Below are 24,050 nucleotides of genomic sequence, written 5' to 3' on the forward strand. Positions count from 1 at the left end.
ATTACTCACCCGTTCGCCACTCGTCAGCGGAGCAAGCTCCCTGTTACCGTTCGACTTGCATGTGTAAAGCATGCCGCCAGCGTTCAATCTGAGCCAGGATCAAACTCTTCAGTTCAATCTCTGTTGTTCCGATACTGCTATCGGAGGTCACTCACTCAAATAACTGACGAATCATCCGAAGATGATTACGTTTATTACTTGTGTAAGCGTTTGATGCTATATATTTTGAGCTTCCGGACCGAAGTCCGGGGCACATCACATCAAACGCCCACACTTATCGACTGTTGATTGTTAAAGAATTCTGCCCTTGAAGGCTTGCTGCGGATCTTTCAGACCCGGCGACAAATCGTTGTGTTTGTCAGCAGCAGAGAAGCGAGATTATCAGGTGTTTCGTGCATCTCGTCAACCCCTCAGTTTCCAGCGTCGGCTTGCATTACTCCGGGCTTTCAACAGCTCGCTGCGTCGTTGTTCGCTGCGAGGGACAGAACTATAGCAAAGGCGGATCGACTCTGCAATACCCCCGTTTCAATTCCGCCTCCTTGCAATAAATGCATGCCTGATAAGCAAGGCCAGATGGATTCCAGTGCAAGCCGGCGGTGTATCCTCCCGCCTTGTTTTTCCAACTGATATACAGGAGTGTTTCCCCGCATGAGCAGCCAATCCCCTACACCACCCGCCAATACCCGCTGGGGCCTGGCGATCGATACCGAACGCTGTATTGGCTGCCATGCCTGCTCAGTTGCCTGCAAGGTCGAGAACTCCGTTTATCTCGGCGCATTTCGCACCAAGGTGTATTACCACGACTTCCGCGGCAAGGACGCGGCAGGCAAGAGCACGATGAAACGGGCATTTCTTCCCACGCTGTGCATGCAATGCGAAGACGCGCCCTGCCTGACAGCCTGCCCGACCGAATCGATCCGCCGCGATGCCGATGGCGTGGTGCGCATCGATACGTCGACCTGCGACCGCTCGCGCGACTGCATCAGCGCCTGCCCTTATGGCGCGATCCACATCGACCCGGTTTCACAAGTGGCGGACAAATGCGATTTCTGCAGCCACCGACTGGAAGAAGGCATGCAGCCGGCTTGCGTGGAGGCCTGCCCCACCGAAGTGCTGGTCTTCGGCGACGAAAACGATCCGGCCAGCGCCATCAGTCGCTTCCGTTCGCGCCACCAGGCCGGGCTCACGGTGCTCAAGGCCGAGGAAAAGACCCGCCCGGCGGTGCACTACCGCGGCATCGGCAGCGTGGTGCCGCGCGCGATGGAACGCAAGCTGCCGAAGGGCCGCAACCACGATCCGTTCACCTACGAGATCGACACCTGGGCGGAGCTGCGCGCCGATTACAGCAAGGGAGGCAAATGATGGAACGCCGCCAGTTCATCAAGTCCGGCCTGGGCTCGCTCGCCACGCTCGCTGTCGGCGAGACCATCCTGCTCAGTGCCTCGGAGGCATCCGCCGCGGTTTCCGAACCGCTGAACTACGCTCCCGCCGCGGATGGCACGCTGCACAAGGTGCGTCCGGACTACAGCAAGGCAAAATCCGTCAAGAGCGTGTGCCTGAACTGCTCCACGGTATGCGGCATCGAAGGCTTCGTGCAGGATGGCCGCGTGGTCAAGATCCGCGGCAACCCGCTCGACCCGAACCTGGGCAGCTTCATGACGTGTGCCAAGGGCCAGAGCGGCCCCACGATCAACAGCTATCCGGAACGCCTGCTGTATCCGATGAAACGGGTGGGCAAGCGCGGCGAGGGACTGTGGCAGCGCATCACCTGGGACGAGGCGTACGCGGAGATGGCATCGCGCATCCAGCGCTGCATCGACGACGGCCATCCGGAACGGGTGGCTATCCACCAGGGCCGCTCGCGCTATGCGGCGGAAACCTCGCACTTCCTGAACGCGGTCGGCTCGCCCGTGCTGCTGAACCACCGCGCGCTATGTTCATCGAACAAGCGCGCCGCGAACTACGTCAGCCTGGGCGAGACCGACTGGGAATCGATCGACGCGGAACGCTGCCGCTACTTCCTCAACTTCGGCGCCAATTTCTTCGAGGCGCACCAGGGCGGCCTGCATCTCGTGAAGCGGGTCACCAAGGCGCGCTTCGACCATGGCGCCAAGCTGGTCACGTTCGACGTGCGCATGTCCAACACGGCCGGCCGCAGCGACGAGTGGTTCCAGCCCTTCCCCGGCACCGAAGGCGCGATCGCGCTGGCGATGGCGCACGTGATCCTGCGCGACAAGCTGCACGACCGCGAGTTCGTCGCCGATTTCGTGCAGCCCGGCGAACAGCAGCTGCGCGCCTGGCTGGCGGACTACACTCCGGCCTGGGCGCAAAAGCTGTCCGGCGTGCCGGCCAGGGATATCGAACGGCTGGCCACCGAGTTCGCGTCCGCTAAACCGGCGGTGGCCGCGTTCACGAACCGCGGCACCGGTGCCCACTACAACGGCTTCAATGCCGAGCGCGCAGTCGTCATGCTGAACGCGCTGGTCGGCGCCATCGGCGTACCGGGCGGATACTGCTACGGCCTCGATGAAAAGCTGGCGCCGGCGCGCTATCCGGCGCCGCAACCGGCGCCGCCCAAGGTCACCATCCGCACCGACCTGGAAGACCCGCCCGAGTGGCCGCTGGCGAACCGCTGGCAGAAGATGAAAGTGGGCCAGGTGGTCTACGACTTCCTCAAGCAGGGCCGCGCGCGCGTCGACGTCTACATCAGCTACACGATCGTCTCGCCGATGACGTGGCCCGAAGGCCGCGCCACCGCCACCGAAGTGCTGTGCGACGAAAAACTGATTCCCTTCCACGCCTGCTCGGACATCATCTATTCCGAGATGGCGCACTACGCCGACCTGATCCTGCCCGATGCGACGTACCTGGAACGCTGGGGCATGGACATCCGCAACAACCTGGAACTGCAGCACTATGTGATGCTGCGCCAGCCGATGGTGCCGCCGCCGGGTGAGACGGTGTCGTTCCCCGACGTGCTGTTCAACATCGGCAAGCGCCTCGGCCCGGCGCAGGCGAAGTATTTCGCCTTCGGCACGCACGAGGACTACGTGCGCGAGCAGTGTTCGAAACTGCCGACCAGGGGTCCGGACGGCAGGCAGTTCGCCAGCGGCTTCGAGTACATGAAGCACTACGGCGTGCACGTGGACACCAGCCAGCCGAAGACCTACCACGTCTACCGCCGCCAGCTCGATACCGCGCAACTGGCCGGCACGCGCGTGGACGATGCGACCGGCTGCATCATGAAGGCCGACAAGCCCGGCGCGAAGGAAAAAGCGATCGGACTGATGGTGCGCGGCCAGCCGCTGCGCGGTTTCGCCACGCCGTCGCGGCGCTTCGAGATCCACGCGCCGGAAGTGGCGCAGGTGGCCGCCGCCGCCGGCATGAAGGACGACGGCATGCCCAGCTTCCGCCCCGTGCCGGGCCTCGAACAGCTGGCGCGCGACCGCTTCGTGCTCACGTCGTTCAAGTGGAACGTGCACACGCAGGGCCGTACCGCATCGCAGAAGTACCTGGCCGAGATCGTGCATGACAACCCGATGTGGATCCACCCTTCCGCCGCCGCGCGCATCGGCGTGAAGTCCGGCGACCTGGTGGAGCTGACGACCTACCGGCCGCGTTCCGGCAATGCCGGCGACCAGGCATTCAAGGCTGCGGCCGCGGGCAAGGAGGAAATCGTCGGCCGCGCGCGCATCCGCGTGTTCGTGACCGAAGGCATTCACCCGAAGGTGCTGGCGGTATCGAATTCGCTGGGCTGGAAGTTCGGCGGGCGCGCGACGCAAGGGCGCGGCGGCGAACGCGACGAGGTACTGGGGCGATCGGGCCAGGGCGGCGTGCGCCCCGCCCTCGGCGCCGCGCCGGCGACGGACGACCTGCGCAACGGCGTGTGGTGGGACGAGAGCCGCGGCGGGCGGGGCAACGGCGTCAACATCAACGCCATCCTGCCGGTGAACCCGGCGCCGCTGGTGGGGATGCAGGCCTGGTTCGATACGGTGTGCAGCGTGAAGAAGGCGTAACGGCCTGGAACGCTGCCGGCGGCGATGCATGCGCCGGCGGCGCGTTGGACCGGACAGCCCGCCGCCATGCTTCAGAACATGAACACCGTGTACCCATCCGCCGTGATCTGCGCAATGCTCGGCAGCCCCGAGGTGCCCGGCACGCTGTTATCGGTGATCAGGTCGAACCCGGCCTTCTCCGCCTCCTCGCGGGCGCCGAACACGTCGGCGCAGCCGCATGAAATACCCACCACCCGGTCTTCCACTTCCTTGTACAGCGCATGGATCGGGTGCGCCGGATTGGCCAGCACGCCCGGCCAGCGCGTGCCCGTCCCCTGGAAGTAGATGCCGACTTCGGTGTCCCTGTGCTTGAAGTCATAGGCGGCGGCCAGGCCGTTGAACATGCGGCCTAGCGCTTCTTCGCCCGCTTTCGGATCGGACAGGATGATGATGGCGGCTTTCATGTGGTTTCCCTTTGCAGTTTGGCCCGCCGCGGCGTGCAGCGGATGAGGCCATTCTAGGCAGTGGAAAACCGCAAGAAAACGCCGTGAGGATCAATACATTATTGCGCCCAGCGAAATACCGCCTACTGCAAGTGCTGGTGGGCGCGCAGGTACTCGGCCAGCAGGTCGATGAAATTGCGCACCTTCGACGAGCCGAACTTGCTTTCCCGGTGTACCACGTGCACGGGCCATGGCGCCTCCTCGTAGTCGTCGAGGATGATGCGCAGCCGTCCCGCATTCACTTCCTCGGCCACCTGGTAGGACAGCAGCCGGCAAATGCCCAGGCCGGACGTGGCGGCCTCGATCGCCGCATCGTTGCTCGACACCGTGAGGCGGGGACGCAGGCGCACCAGGGTGGGGTCGTCGACGGCGCCGAACTTCCATTCCACGCGCGGCGAAATGCCGGTGGCGGCGATGATCGTGTGGCGCAGCAGATCGGCCGGGTGTTGCGGCATGCCGTGGCGCGCCAGGTAGTCCGGCGCGGCGCACAGCACGCGGCGCACCTGCCCCACGCGCAGCGCCTTCAGGCTGGAATCGGGCAGGTGGCCGATGCGGATCGCCACGTCGATGCCTTCGTCCACCAGGTTCACGACGCGGTCCAGGAACAGCGCCGACACTTCCACCTCGGGGTATTCGTTCAGGTAGCGCAGGATGCAGGGCATCACGAACTTCTTCCCGAACAGGACGGACGCCGTCACCGACAGGTTGCCCTTCGGCGCCGAGTTCACGCCGGCCGCCGCCTCGTTGGCCTCCTCGATGCTCGCCAGGATGCTGCGCGTGTCGTCCAGGTAGCGCTGGCCGGCTTCGGTGAGGCGCACGTTGCGGGTGGTGCGCATCAGCAGGCGCACGCCCAGCTGCTCCTCCAGCCCGGCGATGGCGCGCGTCACCGCCGCCGGCGACAGGTCGAGCCGGCGCGCCGCGGCGGCGAACCCTTCTTCCTCGCCGACCGCCACGAACACGTTCATCAAATGGATCTGGTCCACGCGTTTCTCCTCGCGAAATAATGTCTTGCGCCGGATGGCCATTCCGGCAACTCCCATTATTTCGCAGAATAACGTCATCAGCAATTCAATCGCCGGATTCCAGACACAGCTCTTCATAATGAGAGAGCTCCGGCGCGACCAGGGAGAACACCATGATCGAGACCAACGCCTTCCACGACGGCGAACGCACGATGCAGGCGCTGGCCGGCGAAACCGCCATCGCCGACCGCAATATCGCGGTGCTGTCGGACACCGTGATCGCCGGCGCCCGCCCCTTCATCGCCAGGCAGTCCATGGCGGTGCTGGCCAGCACCGATGCCATGGGCGCCGTGTGGGCGTCGGTGATCTTCGGCAGGCCCGGCTTCCTGCATACGGACGACGGCCATGCGATCGCGATCGACGTGCCGTACAAGGATCGCGACCTGGCCGACCCGCTATGGAACAATCTGGCGGCCGTTGCCGATGTCGGCATGCTGTTCATCGAGCTGGGCTCGCGGCGGCGCTACCGCGTGAACGGCACCGTGCAGCGGCTGGACGGGCGCGGCGCCGAGGTGGCGATCCGCGAGGCGTATCCGAACTGCCCGAAATACATCCAGCGCCGGCACCTGCGCCAGCTGGGCGAACCGCGCCTGCCGGTCCAGGCGGCGCATGGAACCGTGCTGCGCGGCGCCGTGGCGAACATCGTGGCGGCGGCCGATACGATCTTCGTGGCCAGCCGCCATGACGGCAGCGGCGCCGACGCCTCGCACCGCGGCGGCCAGCCCGGCTTCGTCAAGCTGGTGGACGACACCACGCTGCGCATTCCGGATTACCACGGCAACAGCCTGTTCAACACGCTCGGCAATTTCGAGGCGGATGGCCGCGCCGGCATCTGCATCCTGGACTTCGCGCACGGCCAGGTGCTGCAACTGACCGGCACTGCCGCCGTGCTGTGGAACCAGGACGACCCGGCCGGCGAAACGGGCGGCACGCGGCGCTACTGGGAATTCAGGGTGCGGCACTGGATCCTGCGCGACCTGCCCCATGCGCTGGAATGGGAATACCTCGATGCTTCGCCGTTCAATCCCGTTGCGTGAGGACGCCGCCATGAGCCACGTGATCACCGGCGTGGTGCGGCGCGCTGCGCGCATCAGGGAATTCCAGCTACGCCGCGCCGACGGCCAGCCGCTGCCGGCCTGGCAGGCCGGCGACCACGTAATGCTGTGTTTCGCCTCGGCCGCAGGCCGCCGGTTCGAGAGGCATTATTCGCTGGTCGGCGCGCCGGGCGACACGGATGTCTACCGGATCGCCGTGCAGCGCGACGAACATGGCCGCGGCGGATCGGTGTGCCTGCACGACGAATTCGGCGCCGGCAGCGCGATCGGCATGAGCGGGCCATTCAACGACTTCCCGCTGGTTGCCGCCCCGGATTCGCGTGTGGTGCTTGTCGCGGGCGGCATCGGCATCACGCCGCTGGTATCGATGGCGCATGCGCTGGGTGCGGCGGGCAATGCCTTCACGCTGCACTACCTGGCGCGCAGCCGCGAGGATCTCGCCTTCCTCGGCGAGTTGAACGCCATTCCGGGAGCGCGCGTGATCCCGCACCTGTCGCGGGAATCCGGCCGGGCCGACCTGCAAGCCCTGCTCGGCGCCTTCGCCCCCGGCGACAGTGCCTACGCCTGCGGACCCGTTGCGCTGCTCCAGGCGCTTGCCGACGCGGCCCGCCGCGCTGGCTGGCCATCCGGCACGCTGCATGCCGAGAGCTTCGGTGCGCGCGCAAATGCGGCCGATGGCCCGCTCACCGTGGAGCTGGCGCTGTCGGGCATGACGGTCGACGTCGCGCCGGGCACGCCGATCCTCGATGCGCTGATTGCCGCCGACGTCTTCGTCTCGTACGATTGCAGGCGCGGCGAATGCGGAAACTGCTATGCACCGGTGCTGGAAGGAACGCCGCAGCACCGCGATATCTGCCTGACGCCAGCCATGCGCGCCACGGGCATATGCACCTGCGTATCGTGGGCTGCCGCGCCGGGCCGGCTGGTGCTGGAACTTTGACAGCTGTGACACTTCAACCCTGGAGATCCTGGATGAATGCCGAAATCGACACCCGTTTGCCCGTCCCGCCGTTTACCCGCGAAAGCGCGATCCAGAAAGTGCGGCTCGCCGAGGATGGCTGGAATTCGCGCGATGCCGCGAAAGTCAGCCTGGCGTATACGCCGGACAGCCGATGGCGCAACCGCGCGGAATTCGTCAATGGCCGCGAAGAGATCGTGCAGATGCTGTCCCGTAAATGGGCCAGGGAACTGGAATACCGGCTGATCAAGGAGCTCTGGGCCTTCGAAGGAAACCGCATCGCCGTGCGCTATGCCTACGAGTGGCGCGACGATTCGGGCAACTGGTTCCGCTCGTATGGCAATGAAAACTGGGAGTTCGACGAGCGCGGCCTGATGGCGCGGCGCTTCGCCTGCATCAACGATTTGCCGATCAGGGAAGACCAGCGGCTGTTCCGCTGGCCGCAGGGGCGGCGGCCGGACGATCATCCGGGCCTGAGCGAGCTGGGACTGTAGGCAGGAAAAAAACCAGGAAAAAAAAATGGCCGGTGCATCGCACCGGCCAAAATCCAATTCTGTGAAGAGTTGGAGGAGACAGGAGCATCTTCCCATTTCCCGCCGCCCCAGGCCAATTCTTTGTTTGGATAGCGATCATCACTATCGTGAATACATGAATGCGGCTCATCCGCGCTGCCGGCCGCGCCTGGTCATTCTTCGCGCAGTCTGGAACACCTGTCAGACATCCCGGCCACCGCCGGCGCGCGCGCGGCAAAAAAAAGCCGGCGTATCGGCCGGCTTGAATCCAATTCGTAGTAGAGAGTTGGAGGAGACGGAAGCATCATCCCATGTCCGCGCGCCGGGCGCCAATTGATTGTCGGGATACTGATCATCACTGCGGTGAATGATGAAAGCCGCTCGCCTGCCGCCGGGGCGCGCACCCGTCCAGGCAGCGGTTTTCCCCGCATTTTCAATATCCCTTACCATGTTCCGTCGCCAACGTTGTCCCGGACATGTCCGTCATGCACCCCGAAGTTCACGCCACTGCCAACCAGCAGAATCACGCCGCCCCGGTGGCGATAGCTCCCACGGTCAACGAGGAGCTGCGGCGGCTCGTCGATGCGATGCCGATGGTGGTATGGGTAACCGACGGCGCGGGCCGCGTGGAGTTCTTCAACCAGCTATGGCGCGACTACACCGGGCTTGCGGTCGACCATGAGAACGCGGCGGCTGTCGCTGCGGCCGTCATCCACCCGGAGGACCGGGCAATCACCATGGAACGCTTCGAGGAAGCGCTGCGGAGCGGCGGCACCTTCCTTGTCGAACACCGCATCCGCGGCCGCAACGGCGCGTATCGCTGGTTCCTGGTGAAGGCGACGCCCTACCGGGACCCTGCCACCGGCACCATCGTCCGCTGGCTCGGCGTGTCGACGGACATCCACGACCGCAAGCAGGAAGAGGTAAGCCGCCGGCAGTTCGCGGCGCGGCAGAGCTTCCAGCTGGCGCTGGCGGACCGCATCCGGCCGCTGCTCGACCCGGTGGAAGTGATGACCTCCGCATGCGAGCTGCTGGGCCGGCTGCTCGGCGCCCGGCGGGTCACTTACGGCGAGCTCGAAAACGCCGGCGCGGTCATCGCGATGAACGGCAACTGGACGGACGGTTCCGTGCCCTCCCTTGCCGGCCTGCGCCTGACCATCGACGATTTCGGCCCCTCGGTCGGCGCCGCGCTGCGCGCCGGCGAGATCGTGGTCGTGGACGACGTGGCCACCGACCCGCGCCTCGCCCCCTTCCGCGAACAGTACGCCGCCAACGGCATCGGCGCGTACATGGGCATCCCGCTGACGAAGCGCGGCGAGCTGCAAGCCATCCTGAGCGTGCACGACACCGCGGCCCACGCCTGGACCGGCAACGATGTCGACATGGCGCGCGACATGGTCGACCGCACCTGGGCCGCCGTGGACAGCGCGCGGGCGCAACTGGCCGCGCGCGAGAACGCCAGCCGCGTGCAGCTGGCACTGGCGGCCGGCGCCATCATCGGCACCTGGTTCTGGGATGTGCCGAACGACCGGTTCACGGTGGACGAAGCGTTCGCGCAGGCATTCGGCCTGGAGCCGGCACTGGGCCGCGCCGGCCTGCGCCTGGCGCAAGTGATCGCAACCGTGCATCCCGACGACCTGGCCGGGCTGGCCGCCGCGATCCGCCACGCCATCGAACAGGGCGGCCAGTTCGCGCACCAGTACCGGGTGCGGCGCGCCGACGGCCACTATTACTGGCTGGAGGCCAACGGCCGTGTCGAACGCGATGCCGCCGGCAGGGCCATGAATTTCCCCGGCGTGCTGATCGACGTGGAAGGCCGCCGCGCGGTGGAAGCGGAGCGCGACCGCGCGCTGCAGACGCTGCGCGTGCTGAACGCCGACCTGGAACGCAAGGTGACGGAACAGCTGCTGGCGCGCGGCCGCACCTGGCAGGTCAGCCCCGACATCCTCGCCGTGCTGAATGCGGACGGGTATATCGAGGCCTCGAATCCGGCCTGGATGGCGACGCTCGGCTGGACGGCCGAAAAGCTGGCAAGCACGCCGCTGCTGGATTTCGTCCACCCGGACGACCGGGCATCCGCGCACGAGGACTGGGGCAAGGTCGCATCCGGCAACGCGCCGGCGCTGCGCTTCGAGCACCGCTACCGGTGCAAGGCCGGCGGCTGGCGCTGGCTGTCGTGGGTGGCCGTGCCCGACGAAGGCAAGCTGTATTGCTCGGCGCGCGACGTGACGCAGGAAAAGGAAGCGCAGGCCGAACTGATTGCCCGCACGGCCGCGCTGGAACAGGCCCAGGACCAGTTGCGCCAGTCGCAGAAAATGGAGGCGGTGGGCCAGCTGACGGGTGGCCTGGCGCACGACTTCAACAACCTGCTGGCCAGCATCATGGGCGGACTGGAACTCTCCGCGATCCGCATCCGCCAGAACCGGCCGGACGACGTGGAGCGCTACATGGGCATGGCCATGGGCGCCACCCGGCGCGCCGCCGCGCTCACGCACCGGCTGCTCGCCTTCTCGCGCAGGCAAACGCTCGAGCCGGTCGCCACCGACGTGAACGTGCTGGTGAACGGCATGCTGGACATCGTCCGCCGCACCGTCGGGCCCGCGGTGCAGGTCGATGTCGACTGCACGAAGCCGTTGTGGACCGTGCTGGTCGATCCATCCCAGCTCGAGAACTCGCTGCTGAACCTGTGCCTGAACGCGCGCGATGCCATGCCGGACGGCGGCCGCATCGTCATCAGGACCAGCAACCGCCATATCGATCGCGCCGGGGCGGCGGCGCATGGCATCGAGGCCGGCGACTACCTCGCGCTGTGCGTTGCCGACACCGGCACCGGCATGGCGCCGGACGTGATGGCCAAGGCCTTCGAGCCGTTCTTCACCACCAAGCCGCTCGGCCAGGGCACCGGGCTGGGGCTGTCGATGATCTACGGCTTCGCGCGCCAGTCCGGCGGGCATGCCAGCATCGCCTCCGAAGTGGGCAAGGGGAGCGAGGTGTGCATGCTGCTGCCCCGCCACCATGGCGACGCCGTACCGGCCGCCGGCGCCCGCGAAGCCAGCCTGGAACAGGCCGGCCGCAGCGGCCGGACGGTACTGGTGGTGGACGACGAGCCGGACGTGCGCCAGCTGGTCATGGACGTGCTGCGCGAACTGGGGCACATCGCGATCGAAGCGGCGGACGGGCCGGCCGGGCTGCAGGTGCTGCAATCGAACGCCCGCATCGACCTGCTGATCTCGGACGTGGGGCTGCCGGGGCCGATGAACGGTCGGCAGATGGCCGATGCCGGGCGCACCAGCCGGCCGGCATTGAAAGTGCTGTTCATTACCGGCTATGCGGAGGCGGCGCTGCTCAATAACGGGCAGCTGGAGGCGGGGATGGCGGTGCTGTCGAAGCCGTTTCCACTCGAGGTGCTGGCGGGACGGATCAGGGAGATGCTGGGTAGATGATGAGGTAGATGCGGACAAAAAAAAAGCCGGCATACCGGCCGGCTTGAATCCAATTCCCAGTAGAGAGTTGGAGGAGACACAAGCATCATCTCATTCGCACGCATGGCATGCCAATTGATTGTGGGGATAGTGCTTATCAACGCCGTGAATGAAGGATCGCCGTTCACGTACCGGCGCCCGCTCGTGGCGGACGCCGATAGTGTGTCACATGCCTGGTTTTTGCCTGCGCGCCGCTTCAGCCCTTGATGAAGGCGAGAATGTCGGCGTTGATCACGTCAGCATGCGTGGTGGGCATACCGTGCGGGAAGCCCTTGTAGGTCTTCAGGGTGCCGTTCTTCAGCAGCTTGGCGGACAGCGGGCCCGAATCGGCATAGGGCACGATCTGGTCGTCGTCGCCGTGCTGCACCAGCACCGGCAGCGCGATCTTCTTGAGGTCTTCGGTGAAGTCGGTCTGCGAGAACGCCACCACGCCATCGTAATGCGCCTTGGCGCCGCCCATCATGCCCTGGCGCCACCAGTTCTGGATAATGCCTTCCTGCGGCTTGGCGCCCGGGCGGTTGAAGCCGTAGAACGGGCCGGACGGCAGGTCGCGGTAGAACTGCGCGCGGTTGGTGGCCACCTGCTGCTGGATGCCGTCGAACACGTCCTTCGGCAGGCCGCCGGGGTTCGAGGCCGACTTGACCATCAGCGGCGGCACCGCGGCGATCAGCACGGCCTTCGCGGCACGCTTCTCGCCGTGGCGCGCCAGGTAGCGCACCACCTCGCCGCCGCCGGTGGAGTGGCCGACGTGGATGGCACCCTTCAGGTCAAGATGATTCACCACGGCCGCCAGGTCGTCGGCATAGTGGTCCATGTCGTGGCCGGTGGCCACCTGCGACGAGCGGCCGTGGCCGCGGCGGTCGTGGGCGATGACGCGGAAGCCCTGCTGCAGGAAGAACATCATCTGCGCATCCCAGTCGTCGGAACTGAGCGGCCAGCCGTGCGAGAACACGATGGGCGTGCCGCTGCCCCAGTCCTTGAAGAAGATCTCGACGCCATCCTTGGTGGTGACAGTGCTCGTTGCCATACGCGGTTTCCCTTTCGTGGTGTGTGGCGCGCCCGCCGCCTGGGCGGGTGCGAGGGTGCTCATCCAGCCCAGCGGCAATGCCGCCACGCCGCCGCTGGCGAGGAGGACTTGCCGCCGTTTCCGGTTGATGCCTTCGTTCTGGTTGGTCATGTTGTTGTGCTCCTGTTTTTGTTCGCGGCCCGGAGCTGTACGTTCCGGACCGCGAATGACGCTGGTTGGATTGGCGTGTACGGCGATGGCCAATGCGGCTATTGTCGGCGCGAAGGCGCTGGCGGGGTAGTCACCAAAGGTATAGGTGGCGACGCACCGAACGGGTGGCGCCGACTGTCGCGCCGATCCGACAATGTTTCAATAATTAACTTATTGCAAACCTCATTGCTACAATGAGCCGATCGTCGATGTGACCCTCTCCCTCCTCTCCTGCCGGTCCAGATGCCCATGAAAATTCGCCCGCCTGTAGTGTTGCGCCGCTCTCTCGTTGCCGTCTGTATCCAGGCGGCGTTATACCCCCAGGCTGCATTGGCACAAGAGGCGGCGCAGCAGACAGCGCAGAACGCGACCCAGGACAGCCAGATCGAAGTCGTCACGGTGACGGCGCAGAAGCGCAAGGAAGATCCGGCCAAGGTGGCCATGAGCATTTCCGCGGTCAGCGGCACCCAGCTGCAGTCGCAGCACGTCAACGACATCACCGACCTGACGCGCATCGTGCCCAATATTTCGTTCACCGCCGCCACCGGCAATGGCGGGGCCGGCCCGGGCACGTCGAACATCGAGGTGCGCGGCATCAGTTCCGGCGCGGGCGCGGCGACGGTCGGCATCTACCTGGGCGACGTGTCGCTCACGGTCGGCAACGTGTACACGATGGGCGCGGTGGAACCGAAGTTCTTCGATATCGACCGGGTGGAAGTGCTGCGCGGCCCGCAGGCGACGTTGTACGGCGCGAGCTCGATGGGGGGCACCATCAAGTTCGTGCCGAACGAGCCGGACCTGCAGGAGCGCACGTTCGACACCTATGCCGAAACTTCCTCGCTGCGCGGCGGCGGCATCAACTACTCGGCATCGGCCGTGGCCAACCTGCCGCTGGTGACCGACGAGCTGGCGCTGCGCATCGGCGTGCAGTCCCAGCGCGCCGGCGGCTTCATCGACCAGGTCGACGGCGACGGCGCCGTCATGGCGAAGGACATCAACCGGGTCGACGACCAGGAGGTGCGCGTGGCGCTGAAATGGAAGCCATCCGCCGCGTTGACGGTGTCGCCATCGCTGTACTACCAGCAGGTGGACGCCAAGGATATCTCGGCGTTCAATCTCGAACTGCCCGGCTACCAGGCGCAGAAACAGGTGCGCGAGCCGTCCAAGGACACGCTGCAGACGGCCACGGTGCTGGTCAATTGGGATCTGGGCTGGGCCGATCTCACCTCGAGCACGAGTTATTTCAAGCGCAAGTTCGACCGCACCCAGAACGGTTCGGCCTACAACAGCTACTCGCTGTCGACGTTCCTCACGTCGACGGAAGACGGCGGCACGGCACCGCCGGAACTGATCGAGGCCATCGCCGCCCTGCCCTCGGCCGTCTACCTGAACAACCGGGTGCGCCAGGTATCGCAGGAGCTGCGCCTGGCATCGCGCCCTTATGACCGTTCCGTGTCGCCATGGACCTGGCTGGCGGGCCTGTACTTCTCCAACCAGCACACCAACATCGATGAGAACGACCCGATCTTCGGCGTCAACGACACCTTTGCCCGGTTCGGCTTCAGCAGCGCCGACCCGGATCTGCTGCCGGACGCGCGGCCGAACGCCTTCCCGAACGATAACGCCTTCATGGGCATCTTCCACTACCACGAGAAGCAAAGCTCGGTGTTCGGCGAGGCAAACTACTATTTCACACCCGCCTTGCACCTCACGGTGGGCGCCCGCTACCTGAAGGGCACGTCCACGCTGGACCAGCAGAACGGCCTGTACCTGGCGGGCGCCGGCAACACCGGCAGCGCGCGGCTGTCGTCCCACGCCTTCATGCCGAAATATGCGCTGACCTGGGAGGTCGATCCCGCCCATACCGTCTACGGCACCGTGGCCAAGGGCTTCCGGCTGGGCGGCTCGAACGTGTTCGTACCGCCCACCACCTGCGGCCCCGACCTCGAAGCGAACGGTCTCGACGAGGGTCCGGCCACCTATGTCCCGGACAGCCTGTGGAACTACGAGGTGGGCAGCAAGTCGCGCTTCCTGAACAACCGCCTGTCGTTCAATGCCGCCCTGTTCTATGCCAAGTGGAAGAACATCCAGCAGGGCGTCTATCTGCCGACCTGCGCGTACACGTATAACGCCAACGCCGGCAATGCGGTCAGCAAGGGCATCGAGATCGACATCAAGGCCAAGCCCCTGCCCGGCCTGACCCTGAGCGCGGCCGGCGGCTATGTGAATGCCGAACTGTCGAATGACGAAGGGGTGCGCAATGGCGTGATCGGCGCGGTGCGCGGAGCCAAGGTGCAGGGCGTGCCGAAATTTAATGCCGCGGTCAGCGCCCAGTACAACTTCGCGGTCGGCGGCAACATGAGCGGCTTCGTGGCAGGCGGAATGCAGTGGGTGGGTTCCAGCAACGGCTCACTGAATCCGGAACTGCTCGATTACCAGCGGCCGTCGTATCACACCGCCGATGTGAGCGGAGGCCTGGCGTTCGCGCGCTACAAGCTGAGCGTGTTCGTAAAAAATGCGTTCGATGACGATACCGTGATCCAGCATCCGCAGGTGGCGTCGATCGTGCAGGGCTATCGAGTGGCGCCCCGCAGCGTGGGGGTGAGCCTGGCGGCGAAGTTCTGAGCCAGCATTGTGGGCCCCACGGCTGCCCTGGCTACGCCACCCTAACCCATTGCCAGCCTGGCGTCCGACGCGAGCAGCATGGCGCCACAGCTGGTCTTGTGCCCTTCGTAGGCGACCGGGCGGCCGTCGATCGTATGCCGCGCATCGCCCTCGATGATCGTGCACACGCCGTGCCCGGGTATCGGGCACAGGCACTTGTCGCCCACGCAGGCCGCGGGCCGGCCGTTCACAGTGAAGTGTTCGGCCTTGCACGACACGACGTTGCCGCCGTGCGTGGTGCGGTCTCCCAGGCGGATTATCTTGCGCATGCCGGTCTCACTCGTAATTCGCCGGATCGTAGGCCGGCGTGACCTTGTGGCGGAAGACGTCCCCGCCTTTCGGATGCTGCTGCGTCCTGCGCAGCTCGTCGGACGGCGGCGTGATCAGCACGATGTTGGCTTCCGACGAATCCCGCAGGTTGATCGCCGCGCTGACGCCGCCATCCTTGTAGCTGGCCATCACACCGATCGCCGCCTGCATGAAGAAGGTGGCCGCACCGGTATTGCCGAGGCGGCGGTCGGTGTCGATGAAGCGCTTGCCGTCGGTGATCTCGTAGGTGGGGCCGCCCGCTTCTTCATAAGCATGCAGCATCGCGTGCAGCGATAGTGCCTGGTTGGTGTCGCCGCCGGTCGCCGTGATAATGCGTTGCGGCGCTGGCGTGTTGGTTTGATCGCCAGCCGCCGCCAGGGCGGATTTCCAGCCTAGCTGCAAAGCTTCGTTGCGTTGCTTGCCAGGCGGCAGGGGCTGGCCTTTGTCGTCGGTAGTTTTTACGAAAACCGGGCGATGAATGAAACCCAGCGTTGGCAGCCGGTCAAAAGCGGCAAGCTGCGCATGGCTCCATGGGACGGGGAACCAGGGACTGGGCTTCCATTTATCCGCCAGGCGCTGGTTCCAACCGTAGCGGATGTCGCTGCGCTGGGCGAGGCGGGCTGATTCTGCAAGCCATTCGTCGGTGGTGGGGAGCCGGCGTTTTGGCAGCGCTTCCTTGATGGCGTAGTAGGCCATCCGGATTTTATGTTGGCCGAAGTCGTTGTCCTTGTCGCTCCAGGCGAAGGCGCGGAGTCGTTCGACACGTTCGCGACAGACAAAAACGAAGACGACTGCAGAGTCAGGCCGCTCTGGAAGGTACCTGCCATTCCTTAGCAACGGTGGAGTGTCGGGCGAGCGCACGCGATCCCGCAAGGCCGGATTATCAACTGCAGCGACAAACAAAAGTGGTGCGTCTGGATGCTCATCAAAGAAACGGAAGGCGGTCTCCAGCACTTGATCCGGCTGCTCTGAGAGCACCCATTCTCCTGAGACAAAGAGGTGCCACGCCATGCCGTTTGTCTCTGCGCCAGCAACAAGCCCAGCTATGGGACGGTTTTTGAATCGATCGTTGTTATTCGCAGGTCCTGCGTAGAGTGAAGGAACTCCCCAATACTCAGGCGTATTCATGCCTCCGTTTTCAAGTGCATCCAGGGCGCGCCCTCCTGATTGACCACTTTTATCCTCTTCACTCCAAGGGAACTTGCTTACATCTGTTTCCCTAATAGATGAGAAAGGATTACCTTGAGTAAGGGCATCAATAAATTTCCCTTGTCGAAATTTTTCGTAGGTCACACCCAAGCTGGCAAGTTCAAGTTTTTCGAATCTCTTTGAAACCTGAATCACCTCTCCAGACTTCGGATTGGAGTCAACCTCTTTCGCAAAAATTTTCCACATTGTCATGGTAAGTATCACAAATATCAGAAATTGAAATAAACGATTTATCCTGTTTTCCATATTACCTCGGCGTCAGGCCACTTACGGCCTCGCAGATTATCTGTGGTGGCCGCTTTACTATTGATGGAAGGAATGTCGGCAGGACACCGCCTGTGTAGTACTCCATATTTCCTTTAATAATTTCCTAGCACCAATCCATCTCCTTCAGCCAAAATTTATTAAAATTTGCCAGGAATTTTTCCCAGCCGAGAATGCCGACTCGCTCATCATTTATATCGCTCTCTCCTTTCAGGCGCCAGTCTGCTACAGCGCACAGGTAACGACTGAAATCATCGCTGCTCACACACTTTCCGCCACCAATACCGACATCAAATGTAGTTACATCTCGATGATTCGCTGCCACCCCGATAATCGCCCCATGAAACGACTTCGGCGCAAACGATTTCCGCCACCGCTTTCTCGCCTGATCAAAGAACTCGACGTGCTCTACCAGGTAGCCTTTGGCGACGAGTAAATTTGGTTCAAAACATCGGTACACGGCCCGCACTTTGTAGTGTTCTTCGTCGCCCCGTTTCCCTTGATTGAGTCGTGCCTGGATTGGCATTATTTGGCTGCAAGCCTCCTGCATCAAACCGTTGAATCCTTCCGGCGCGGGGCCGCTGTCCAGATTGGGATCCCATCGACCAGCCTTGTCGTCCTTGAGATAAAGCCACGTCCATCCCAGGCCGCCATCGCTGGCGACGGCAATATCCGCATCGATTGGATCCACCTGTTCGAGCGGACCGTCGGCATTCTTCTCATCGATTTGGACGCCTTTGGCTTGCGGGCTGTTCGCATAGATTTCCGTCGACGTCCCCAGGTCAGCCGATACCGGCTTGCGTAAAGGCTCCGCATTGATGGTCCGGAGGCCTTGCCGGCTTGTGCTGTCGTCCGGCTTTGCATTCTGCTGGGGCGGCCATACGGCGGTAGGGAGATGGGCACGGCTCGACCTGCCGCTCGTCGACACATGCGCATGGTCGTCTTCGCCGTCAAGATGAAGCGCGAAGTCGTGACACGGCAAGCCGACCATTACAGGCTTGCCTTTCACAGGATCGGGCCTGCATTTTTTCGTGAACACGCGCTGGTAGAACCGCTCGCCAAGCTCGCTCAGGGGCCGGCGCTCCACGGTTTCAAGCTCGCCTTCCAGGTCCCAGCTGGTTTTGCGCGGCTTCACGCGCCTGCCGCGCATGAAGTCGGGCACTCCCTGCCAACCGATTCCCTTCACGCCGCCAAGGGCAACCGTCATGTCTTCGGGACAGAAGTACAGGTACACCTTGCCGCGGTTGTCCCGATCGGCAGCCGCGCTCCACTTCGGGCCGACCATCCCGTTCTTGTCGGGATCGCTCAAGCTGGTGAATGCCAGCTTGCCGGACTGCGCGATGCCAGCCTCACCCACGCCCCTGACTATATTGATGAGCGTATCGAGACGGGCGCGCAAGGTCTGATGCTCGCGGATGAACTTGTAATGCGGTTCCATTACAGCATCCTTGTTCTGTTTACCCTCGAGCCCCCGCGCAATGTCCCAGACCATGTCGGAACCGTCTTCCAGGCTGTAGGGCGGATGCGTGAGGACCAGCGTGTCCGCAGGTCTCAGGCCCTTATCGAGCAGGAACGCCTGGGCCAGCAAGGTAAGCAGGCAGCCCTGGCTGTGTGCGACTATCGTGACCACGTCATTCGGTTCACGGTCCCGGATAATGCCGATCAGCGCGGCCAGGCGCATGGCGGCAAGGATCATGTACATGCGGCCAGGGGTGTACCTGACGGGCCGGAGAGGATCGCCGCCAATTTCCTTGAACCACAAGGGCAAGCCGATCCCAAGGTTCCACATGTCGGGGATGGAATTGGTGGCATTGGCAAACGGTCCACCGCCCTTCGACAGATCCTTGTCCAGGCGGTTCCCATGACGGTCGACATGTTGGCCATTTCGCTTGCCGGCCAGCCCCGGCTGCTCCCGGAATCCCCAGTAAAATGGAATCACTGGGCTGTAGGTATCTTCCTCGATGCGCCGCTTGAAGTAGATCGCATCGGGATCGTCTTCCACCTTGTCCTTGTCGGCATCGGTCGGCATGCGGTAGTTGGCCGGTGTGCAGCCCCGTTCCAGCCGTTCGGTGAGCCCTTCGCACAAGCCCTGCTCCACTGCTTCATAGGCGGTGCCGACGTCGTTCACGCCATGGACCAGGATGATGTTCCCGGCCAGTTCATGCTTGACGTTGAGGTTCACCTGATGGCCCTCACCGAGGCCGTAGATGCCCTGCCTGGCTTCACGTTCCTTGTTCTCGCTCATGACTTGCCTCCTTCATCCGACCTGTCGAAATGGGTGATCGATACCCGGTGCATCGCATCGCTTATGAAACTTTCCGTCAGCCCCTGGTCATCCGCCTTGGCCTGGACAACCTGGCCGTCGTCCCGTTCGATGCGAACGTCGCGGTTGCCGGCTGGCGTCTCGCGCGATGTTCCGGCTTCATACTTCAAGGCCACGCGCAGTTGGGTCCCGCGGTCCTCGAACTTCGGCAATGCGGCGTTGGCGGTCTTTGGATCGAGGAAGGGAAAGTCGCTGCCGTGATGCGTGATTTTGCCGTTCGTTCCCAGCGTGATGCCATTGCCGATCTTGATGAACGAACCATCTTCCGCGACCAGCAGGATCTCTTTTGCCATGCACGACACCCTGCCCTCGCTGGATGTCAGCGTGAGATCCCTGGCCGTATTGATGTCGGCCTTGCCATGCTGGCTTTGCAGCAGCAGATTGCCCTGCTGCGCAATCGCGGCGATGCCGCCGGAATGCGCATACAGCGAAACGCCCTTTCCCGTGTTTGCAACCAGGCGCTGGCCGGCACTCAACTGCACGTTCAGCTGTGCAGCGATGTCGGCATTGGTACCCGTGTACAGGCATGCATTCTGCGGCGTGGCCAAGCTGATGCCGCCCGGCGACGTCACTGCAATCACGGGCTCGCCGCCCTGTAGCTTCGGTTGGGTATTCGTGCCGCCTTCCCAATGGATCACCGATCTGCACAGGTCCTGAAGCGGTTTCGTGTCCGTGGCAAGGCCGTTCTGTGCGGCAGCGGCATCGCCCAGTGTGGCGGTCAGTTCCTGGCAATCCTTCATCAGGTTGAGCAGCTCCGTGCGCGCAAGTTGCCTGTCATCGCCGTTGAGGGCGCGCCAGGCGGTAAGCAGCAGTCCTTTCGCGGCACGCAGTGCAATCTGATCCTCTGTGCGGAGTTCGATACCTTCGCCGCGCGGCTTCGCCCACCCATCCTTCCTTGGCTGCGCCAGGAATCCAAGGTTCAGCTGGGACTCGCCATGATCGCTACCCAGCTGCGCACTGATCTGTCCAGCCGTATCGTCGAACTGCAGCTGGTTCGCCCGCCTGCCGCCCTTCAATTCCTTGCTGCGAATCCCCGACAGATTCCGGTTCCCCGGCAAGCCATTCCCTTTGCTCAGTTCTGGCGGCGTCGCCACCTGGTTGAACATCTGCCCAACGATCACCGGCTTGTCCGGATCGCCGCCCATGAAGGCCACCAGCACTTCGCTGCCGACACGAGGAAGGAACAGTGCGCCACACTGGTCATAGCCAGGGCCATTGCCGGCCCAGCTGCTCGCCACCCTCACCCACGAGGAATCGCGGTCGGTATTGGTGGCGCCGTTGCCCGAGGCATGCGCATGGTCCTGTTCGCGCGTGGCGGGAAAGCGGATCTTCACGCGGCCCATTTCGTCGCAATGCACTTCCTCCTTTTCCGGACCGACCACCAGCGCGCTTTGCATGTGCACGGGCGGCAGGTCGGTCCGCGGATCATAGGCGGGCACGATGGGTACGCCGCGGCGCACGGCCGTGAAGCGCATCCTGACCGGCCGCGTGCCCAGGTCGTCACCACCCCAGCCGCTGCGGGCGAACAGCCTGGCGACACGGTCGGCAAGATCACGCGGCAGGTTGTTCTGCACCGCGAGATGCAGTTCGGTGATGACGAATTCCCGGTCGATTGCCTCATGGCGGTCGATCTCGGGATGGCCTGTCAGCGTGAAATGCTCTCCGGCGCGGAAATCGCGCACGGCACCTTCTCCCATGAAGCACTTCGTCTCAAAGTCATGCCGGTCCATCGCCAGCTCGCCGAGCGCCGTCAGATCCTTGCGGTCGTCACCCGCATGGGGCGGCCAGATCTGATAATCGTCCAGCGTGGCAGCAGGAGTACGTTCGACGGGTCCCTGCTCCAGTTGGCCCAGCATCCCGACCCGCATGGCGTCCAGCGACAACGGCGTCTTGTAGTTCCAGCTGTGGCGCGTGGCGGACATCGGCTGCAGCGTGCGCACGGCGGTCCAGGCAGTGATGCTGTCGCGTTCCTCGGTGGGTGCGTCGCGGTGATAGCGCACAGTGCCGGCGGCGTTTGCACGCACGCTTTCGAAGCGGTTCAGCAGGCGCATGCGGTGGGATGGGTAGTGCTTTTCCAAGTCCGGTTCGAATATCCACGAGATGCCGCGCCGCCGCAGTATCCGGCGGATGAACGCGGCATCCGATTCGTTGTGCTGCATCGTGAACTCGCGCTTGGGGTACTTCATGTCGTCGAAGATGTTGTCCGTGATGACATCGAAGCACGGCCCCACGACAGGATTACTGTGATGCCATTCATCACGCAGCCGATACAGGATCTCCACTTCGTCCAGGTTGCGGAACACGCGCGTGTTGGTTCGCTTTTCCATCACCGCCAGCATGTCGCGAATCACCAGCTGGTAGCTGGCCAGGCCGCCGTCGCTATCGCCGGCGCGCGCTTCGGTGACCACGCCGCATACGGTACGCAGCTTGCCGCGATCGTTGACGATGTCGAGCGCGGCCGGCAGCGCGATGAATTCCTTCAGCGGCAGGCGGGCGTCCAGCGCCACGCACAGCACGCGGTATTCGAAGCCGCCGCATAGCGACTCATGGCCGTCCACGCGCTGCGGCAGCAGCACATCTTCCATCATCACCTTCGGGTGATCGAGGCGCAGCCGCACCGGGCGATTTGCGGTGACGAGGTCGCGATGGGCGACCAGGAAATTGACGAATGCATTCAAGAGTTCCATGCTGGCCTCCTACGCCGGGGATTGCGGGCCATGCCGCAGTGCGCCGCGAACTAACTCCCGACCATCCGTGTCCTTGATGTTGAGGCAAAGGAAAGCCGGATACACCAGGTAGTAGCCCAGCACGCGTTCCATCACCTGGGCAAATACATGGATGCTGCGGCCGGCGAACGCCGCCACGTCGATAGTCAGGGTGACTTCGTAGCCCTTTTCCAGCTTGGCGCCGCGCCGGAACTTGATCCAAGCCTGCACGATGCGGCGCTCCACCTTGACGATGCCGGATAACTGCCGTGCCGTGACCACGCAGCCAGACCGGGCGTGCATGCGCAGCAGGTCCAGCAGGGGCCGCGCATCCTGTTGCGCATCGTCGCGGTTGCTCGCGTGGGCGATGGCGATCAGCTTCCAGTGCCCTTCTGCTTCGTCCGCGATGAGGAGCGGCGCCGACGGTCTGCGCAGCATGCGGATCGGCATGCCGCCGCAACCAGGTTCGCCAGCCAGGTCGCCGTCCGCCTGGCCGATCGGCATCGAGCATGGCGCGTCGCCATTGGTGCAGGTGACCTGCGCGGTCACGGTGCCTTCGCCCAGACTCAGCGGCTCGTACAGCCGGTTGACGAACGAAACGGTGTCGCCGGTCCCCATGGTGGGATCGGCCAGTTCGAACGTCCAGCAATGCTGCGTTTCGTACTGCTTGTTGTAGAACCAGTTCATGTCGACGGCCGTGCTGCCGTCGTCCGCGCCCTGCATCAGCTTCATCGCGTCGATGCTGTACACAGTGGCTTTCGCGCCGCTGGTCCGTTGCATCGCCACCGGATAGGCACTGCGCCCCTTGCGAAGCCGGATCGGCATCGTCGCGCGCGAGAACATGTTGACCACGGGCGCACAGCCCAGCCGCAGCGCCGCTGGCGGCAAGGTGCGCAGCAGTTGCGGCGTGGTCGTGGCGTGCATGTCCGGCAGGAGCAGGTGCAGCGCCAGCCGCCGTGCGCCGACGGGGCATGCTGCGAGCACCGCCTTCAGGTCCATATCGATGAAGTCGAATTTTTCAGGGAATGCAAAGTATTCCGTCAGCAGGCGCAAGCTCTCTTCCTGTCGCCACGGCGTGGGCAGGAACGCTTCTTCCTTGGCAAAGCCGACCGGCGCAAACGGCAGCGCCGGCAGCTTGCGCCATTGCTGTTCCGACTCCACGCACGTGCATACCGTGTGCATGAACATCGCATCCTGCAGCGCCGCGCGTGCGGGGCCATCGGCATCGATGAACAAGCGGACACGCGAACCCGCCGCCTCGTCGAGTGCGATCGCGGGATCCGCTGTTTCGATGGCGATCGCGATCGCGCAGCCGATGCCCGCCGGAAGACCAAGCGTCGCTGGCGCTTCGGAGCGCGCCATGAACCGTACGGTGACCGTGATGGGGGCGACCGCGGCATCGTAGACGGTGCGGAAACCGCAGCCCGGCACTGCCTTTGCGTTCAGCTCGGTGCCGCGCGGTACGGTGGCGATGGCACGGCCGCCAGCGCCGTCCACCTGCACCACCGAACAGGAAGGGATGGGGCGCAGGTAGAACGGTGCCTGGACGCCGAGCAGGTCGTTCGTGAAGCGTTCGTGCGAGCGCTCCATCTTGCGGACAATCCGCGCGTACAGCAGGGCGGCAACCTGCAGCAGGCGCTCGACGCCGGCGTCCGGGCTGCGCTCGCCCTGAAGGCCGAACAGCTCGCCCAGCTTCGGAAAGCGTTCGGCGAATTCGCGCATCCTGCCGCGCAGCAGGGCAAGTTCGCGTTCGTAGTAAGGCAGAAGTTTTTCCATGCGGCACTCTTTGGAGAAGAGAGCCGATGATTGCACACAGGAAATTGTGCTTTTTGA

At 64.1% G+C, this 24,050-nt stretch carries 15 protein-coding genes and 1 rRNA gene; 7 read left to right on the plus strand and 9 right to left on the minus strand.

All coding sequences use genetic code 11. The annotated features are described in order from the left end of the window. A 16S ribosomal RNA gene (locus ACY34H_RS22255) occupies positions 1–115 on the minus strand; the annotation flags it as partial. A 533-nt stretch (positions 116–648) separates the two neighbouring features. Here ACY34H_RS22255 and ACY34H_RS22260 point away from each other — a divergent pair. Further along, positions 649–1,362, plus strand: coding sequence for a 4Fe-4S dicluster domain-containing protein (locus ACY34H_RS22260; protein WP_464979653.1), 714 nt, complete (start codon positions 649–651; stop codon positions 1,360–1,362). Then, positions 1,359–4,016: a molybdopterin-containing oxidoreductase family protein gene (locus tag ACY34H_RS22265; protein WP_464979654.1), complete on the plus strand. Its 2,658-nt coding sequence runs from the start codon at positions 1,359–1,361 to the stop codon at positions 4,014–4,016. The genes ACY34H_RS22260 and ACY34H_RS22265 overlap by 4 nt, the downstream gene beginning before the upstream one ends. Positions 4,017–4,087: 71 nt before the next feature. Here ACY34H_RS22265 and ACY34H_RS22270 read toward each other — a convergent pair whose 3' ends face one another. Together ACY34H_RS22270 and ACY34H_RS22275 are read right to left on the minus strand one after the other, a co-directional pair. Further along, positions 4,088–4,459: a DsrE family protein gene (locus ACY34H_RS22270; protein ID WP_464979655.1), complete on the minus strand. Its 372-nt coding sequence runs from the start codon at positions 4,457–4,459 to the stop codon at positions 4,088–4,090. A 122-nt stretch (positions 4,460–4,581) separates the two neighbouring features. Next, entirely contained in the window at positions 4,582–5,481 is a 900-nt protein-coding gene (locus ACY34H_RS22275; protein ID WP_464979656.1) for a LysR family transcriptional regulator, read from the minus strand. A gap of 152 nt (positions 5,482–5,633) precedes the next feature. Between ACY34H_RS22275 and ACY34H_RS22280 the strand changes: the two genes are divergently transcribed. The 4 genes from ACY34H_RS22280 (at position 5,634) to ACY34H_RS22295 (ending at position 11,488) form a co-directional block, all read left to right on the plus strand. Beyond that, positions 5,634–6,557, plus strand: a complete 924-nt coding sequence (locus ACY34H_RS22280) for a pyridoxamine 5'-phosphate oxidase family protein (protein ID WP_464979657.1) — start codon at positions 5,634–5,636, stop codon at positions 6,555–6,557. A 10-nt stretch (positions 6,558–6,567) separates the two neighbouring features. Further along, positions 6,568–7,515, plus strand: a complete 948-nt coding sequence (locus tag ACY34H_RS22285) for a PDR/VanB family oxidoreductase (RefSeq protein WP_464979658.1) — start codon at positions 6,568–6,570, stop codon at positions 7,513–7,515. Positions 7,516–7,547: 32 nt separating this feature from the next. Further along, positions 7,548–8,027 carry a nuclear transport factor 2 family protein gene (locus ACY34H_RS22290; RefSeq protein WP_464979659.1) on the plus strand — a complete coding sequence of 160 codons (480 nt, stop codon included), beginning with the start codon at positions 7,548–7,550 and terminating at the stop codon, positions 8,025–8,027. Between the two features lie 503 nt (positions 8,028–8,530). After that, positions 8,531–11,488 (plus strand): PAS domain-containing protein, encoded by a 2,958-nt coding sequence (locus ACY34H_RS22295; RefSeq protein ID WP_464979660.1) that lies wholly within the window; start codon positions 8,531–8,533, stop codon positions 11,486–11,488. Positions 11,489–11,723: 235 nt separating this feature from the next. Here the strand turns inward: ACY34H_RS22295 and ACY34H_RS22300 are convergent, their stop codons facing one another. Next, positions 11,724–12,554: an alpha/beta fold hydrolase gene (locus ACY34H_RS22300; protein WP_464979770.1), complete on the minus strand. Its 831-nt coding sequence runs from the start codon at positions 12,552–12,554 to the stop codon at positions 11,724–11,726. A gap of 519 nt (positions 12,555–13,073) precedes the next feature. On the opposite strand from ACY34H_RS22300, the gene ACY34H_RS22305 reads away from it, so the two are divergent. Beyond that, positions 13,074–15,368 carry a TonB-dependent receptor gene (locus tag ACY34H_RS22305; RefSeq protein WP_464979661.1) on the plus strand — a complete coding sequence of 765 codons (2,295 nt, stop codon included), beginning with the start codon at positions 13,074–13,076 and terminating at the stop codon, positions 15,366–15,368. Positions 15,369–15,409: 41 nt separating this feature from the next. On the opposite strand, the gene ACY34H_RS22310 is transcribed toward ACY34H_RS22305, so the two are convergent. The 5 genes from ACY34H_RS22310 to tssF form a co-directional block, all read right to left on the minus strand. After that, complete coding sequence (locus ACY34H_RS22310) at positions 15,410–15,676, minus strand: PAAR domain-containing protein (RefSeq protein WP_464979662.1); 267 nt, start codon at positions 15,674–15,676, stop codon at positions 15,410–15,412. Positions 15,677–15,683: 7 nt separating this feature from the next. Beyond that, on the minus strand, positions 15,684–17,171 hold the full coding sequence (locus ACY34H_RS22315; RefSeq protein ID WP_464979663.1) for a type VI lipase adapter Tla3 domain-containing protein: 1,488 nt from the start codon (positions 17,169–17,171) through the stop codon (positions 15,684–15,686). 124 nt (positions 17,172–17,295) lie between these two features. Continuing rightward, positions 17,296–19,434: a T6SS effector phospholipase Tle3 domain-containing protein gene (locus ACY34H_RS22320; protein WP_464979664.1), complete on the minus strand. Its 2,139-nt coding sequence runs from the start codon at positions 19,432–19,434 to the stop codon at positions 17,296–17,298. Further along, positions 19,431–22,199, minus strand: coding sequence for a type VI secretion system Vgr family protein (locus ACY34H_RS22325; RefSeq protein WP_464979665.1), 2,769 nt, complete (start codon positions 22,197–22,199; stop codon positions 19,431–19,433). Before ACY34H_RS22325 ends, ACY34H_RS22320 begins: the two co-directional genes overlap by 4 nt. A 9-nt stretch (positions 22,200–22,208) precedes the next feature. Beyond that, on the minus strand, positions 22,209–23,993 hold the full coding sequence (tssF, locus tag ACY34H_RS22330; RefSeq protein WP_464979666.1) for a type VI secretion system baseplate subunit TssF: 1,785 nt from the start codon (positions 23,991–23,993) through the stop codon (positions 22,209–22,211). Positions 23,994–24,050 lie beyond the last annotated feature (57 nt).

It is taken from the genome of Pseudoduganella sp. jia 9 (assembly GCF_055502615.1).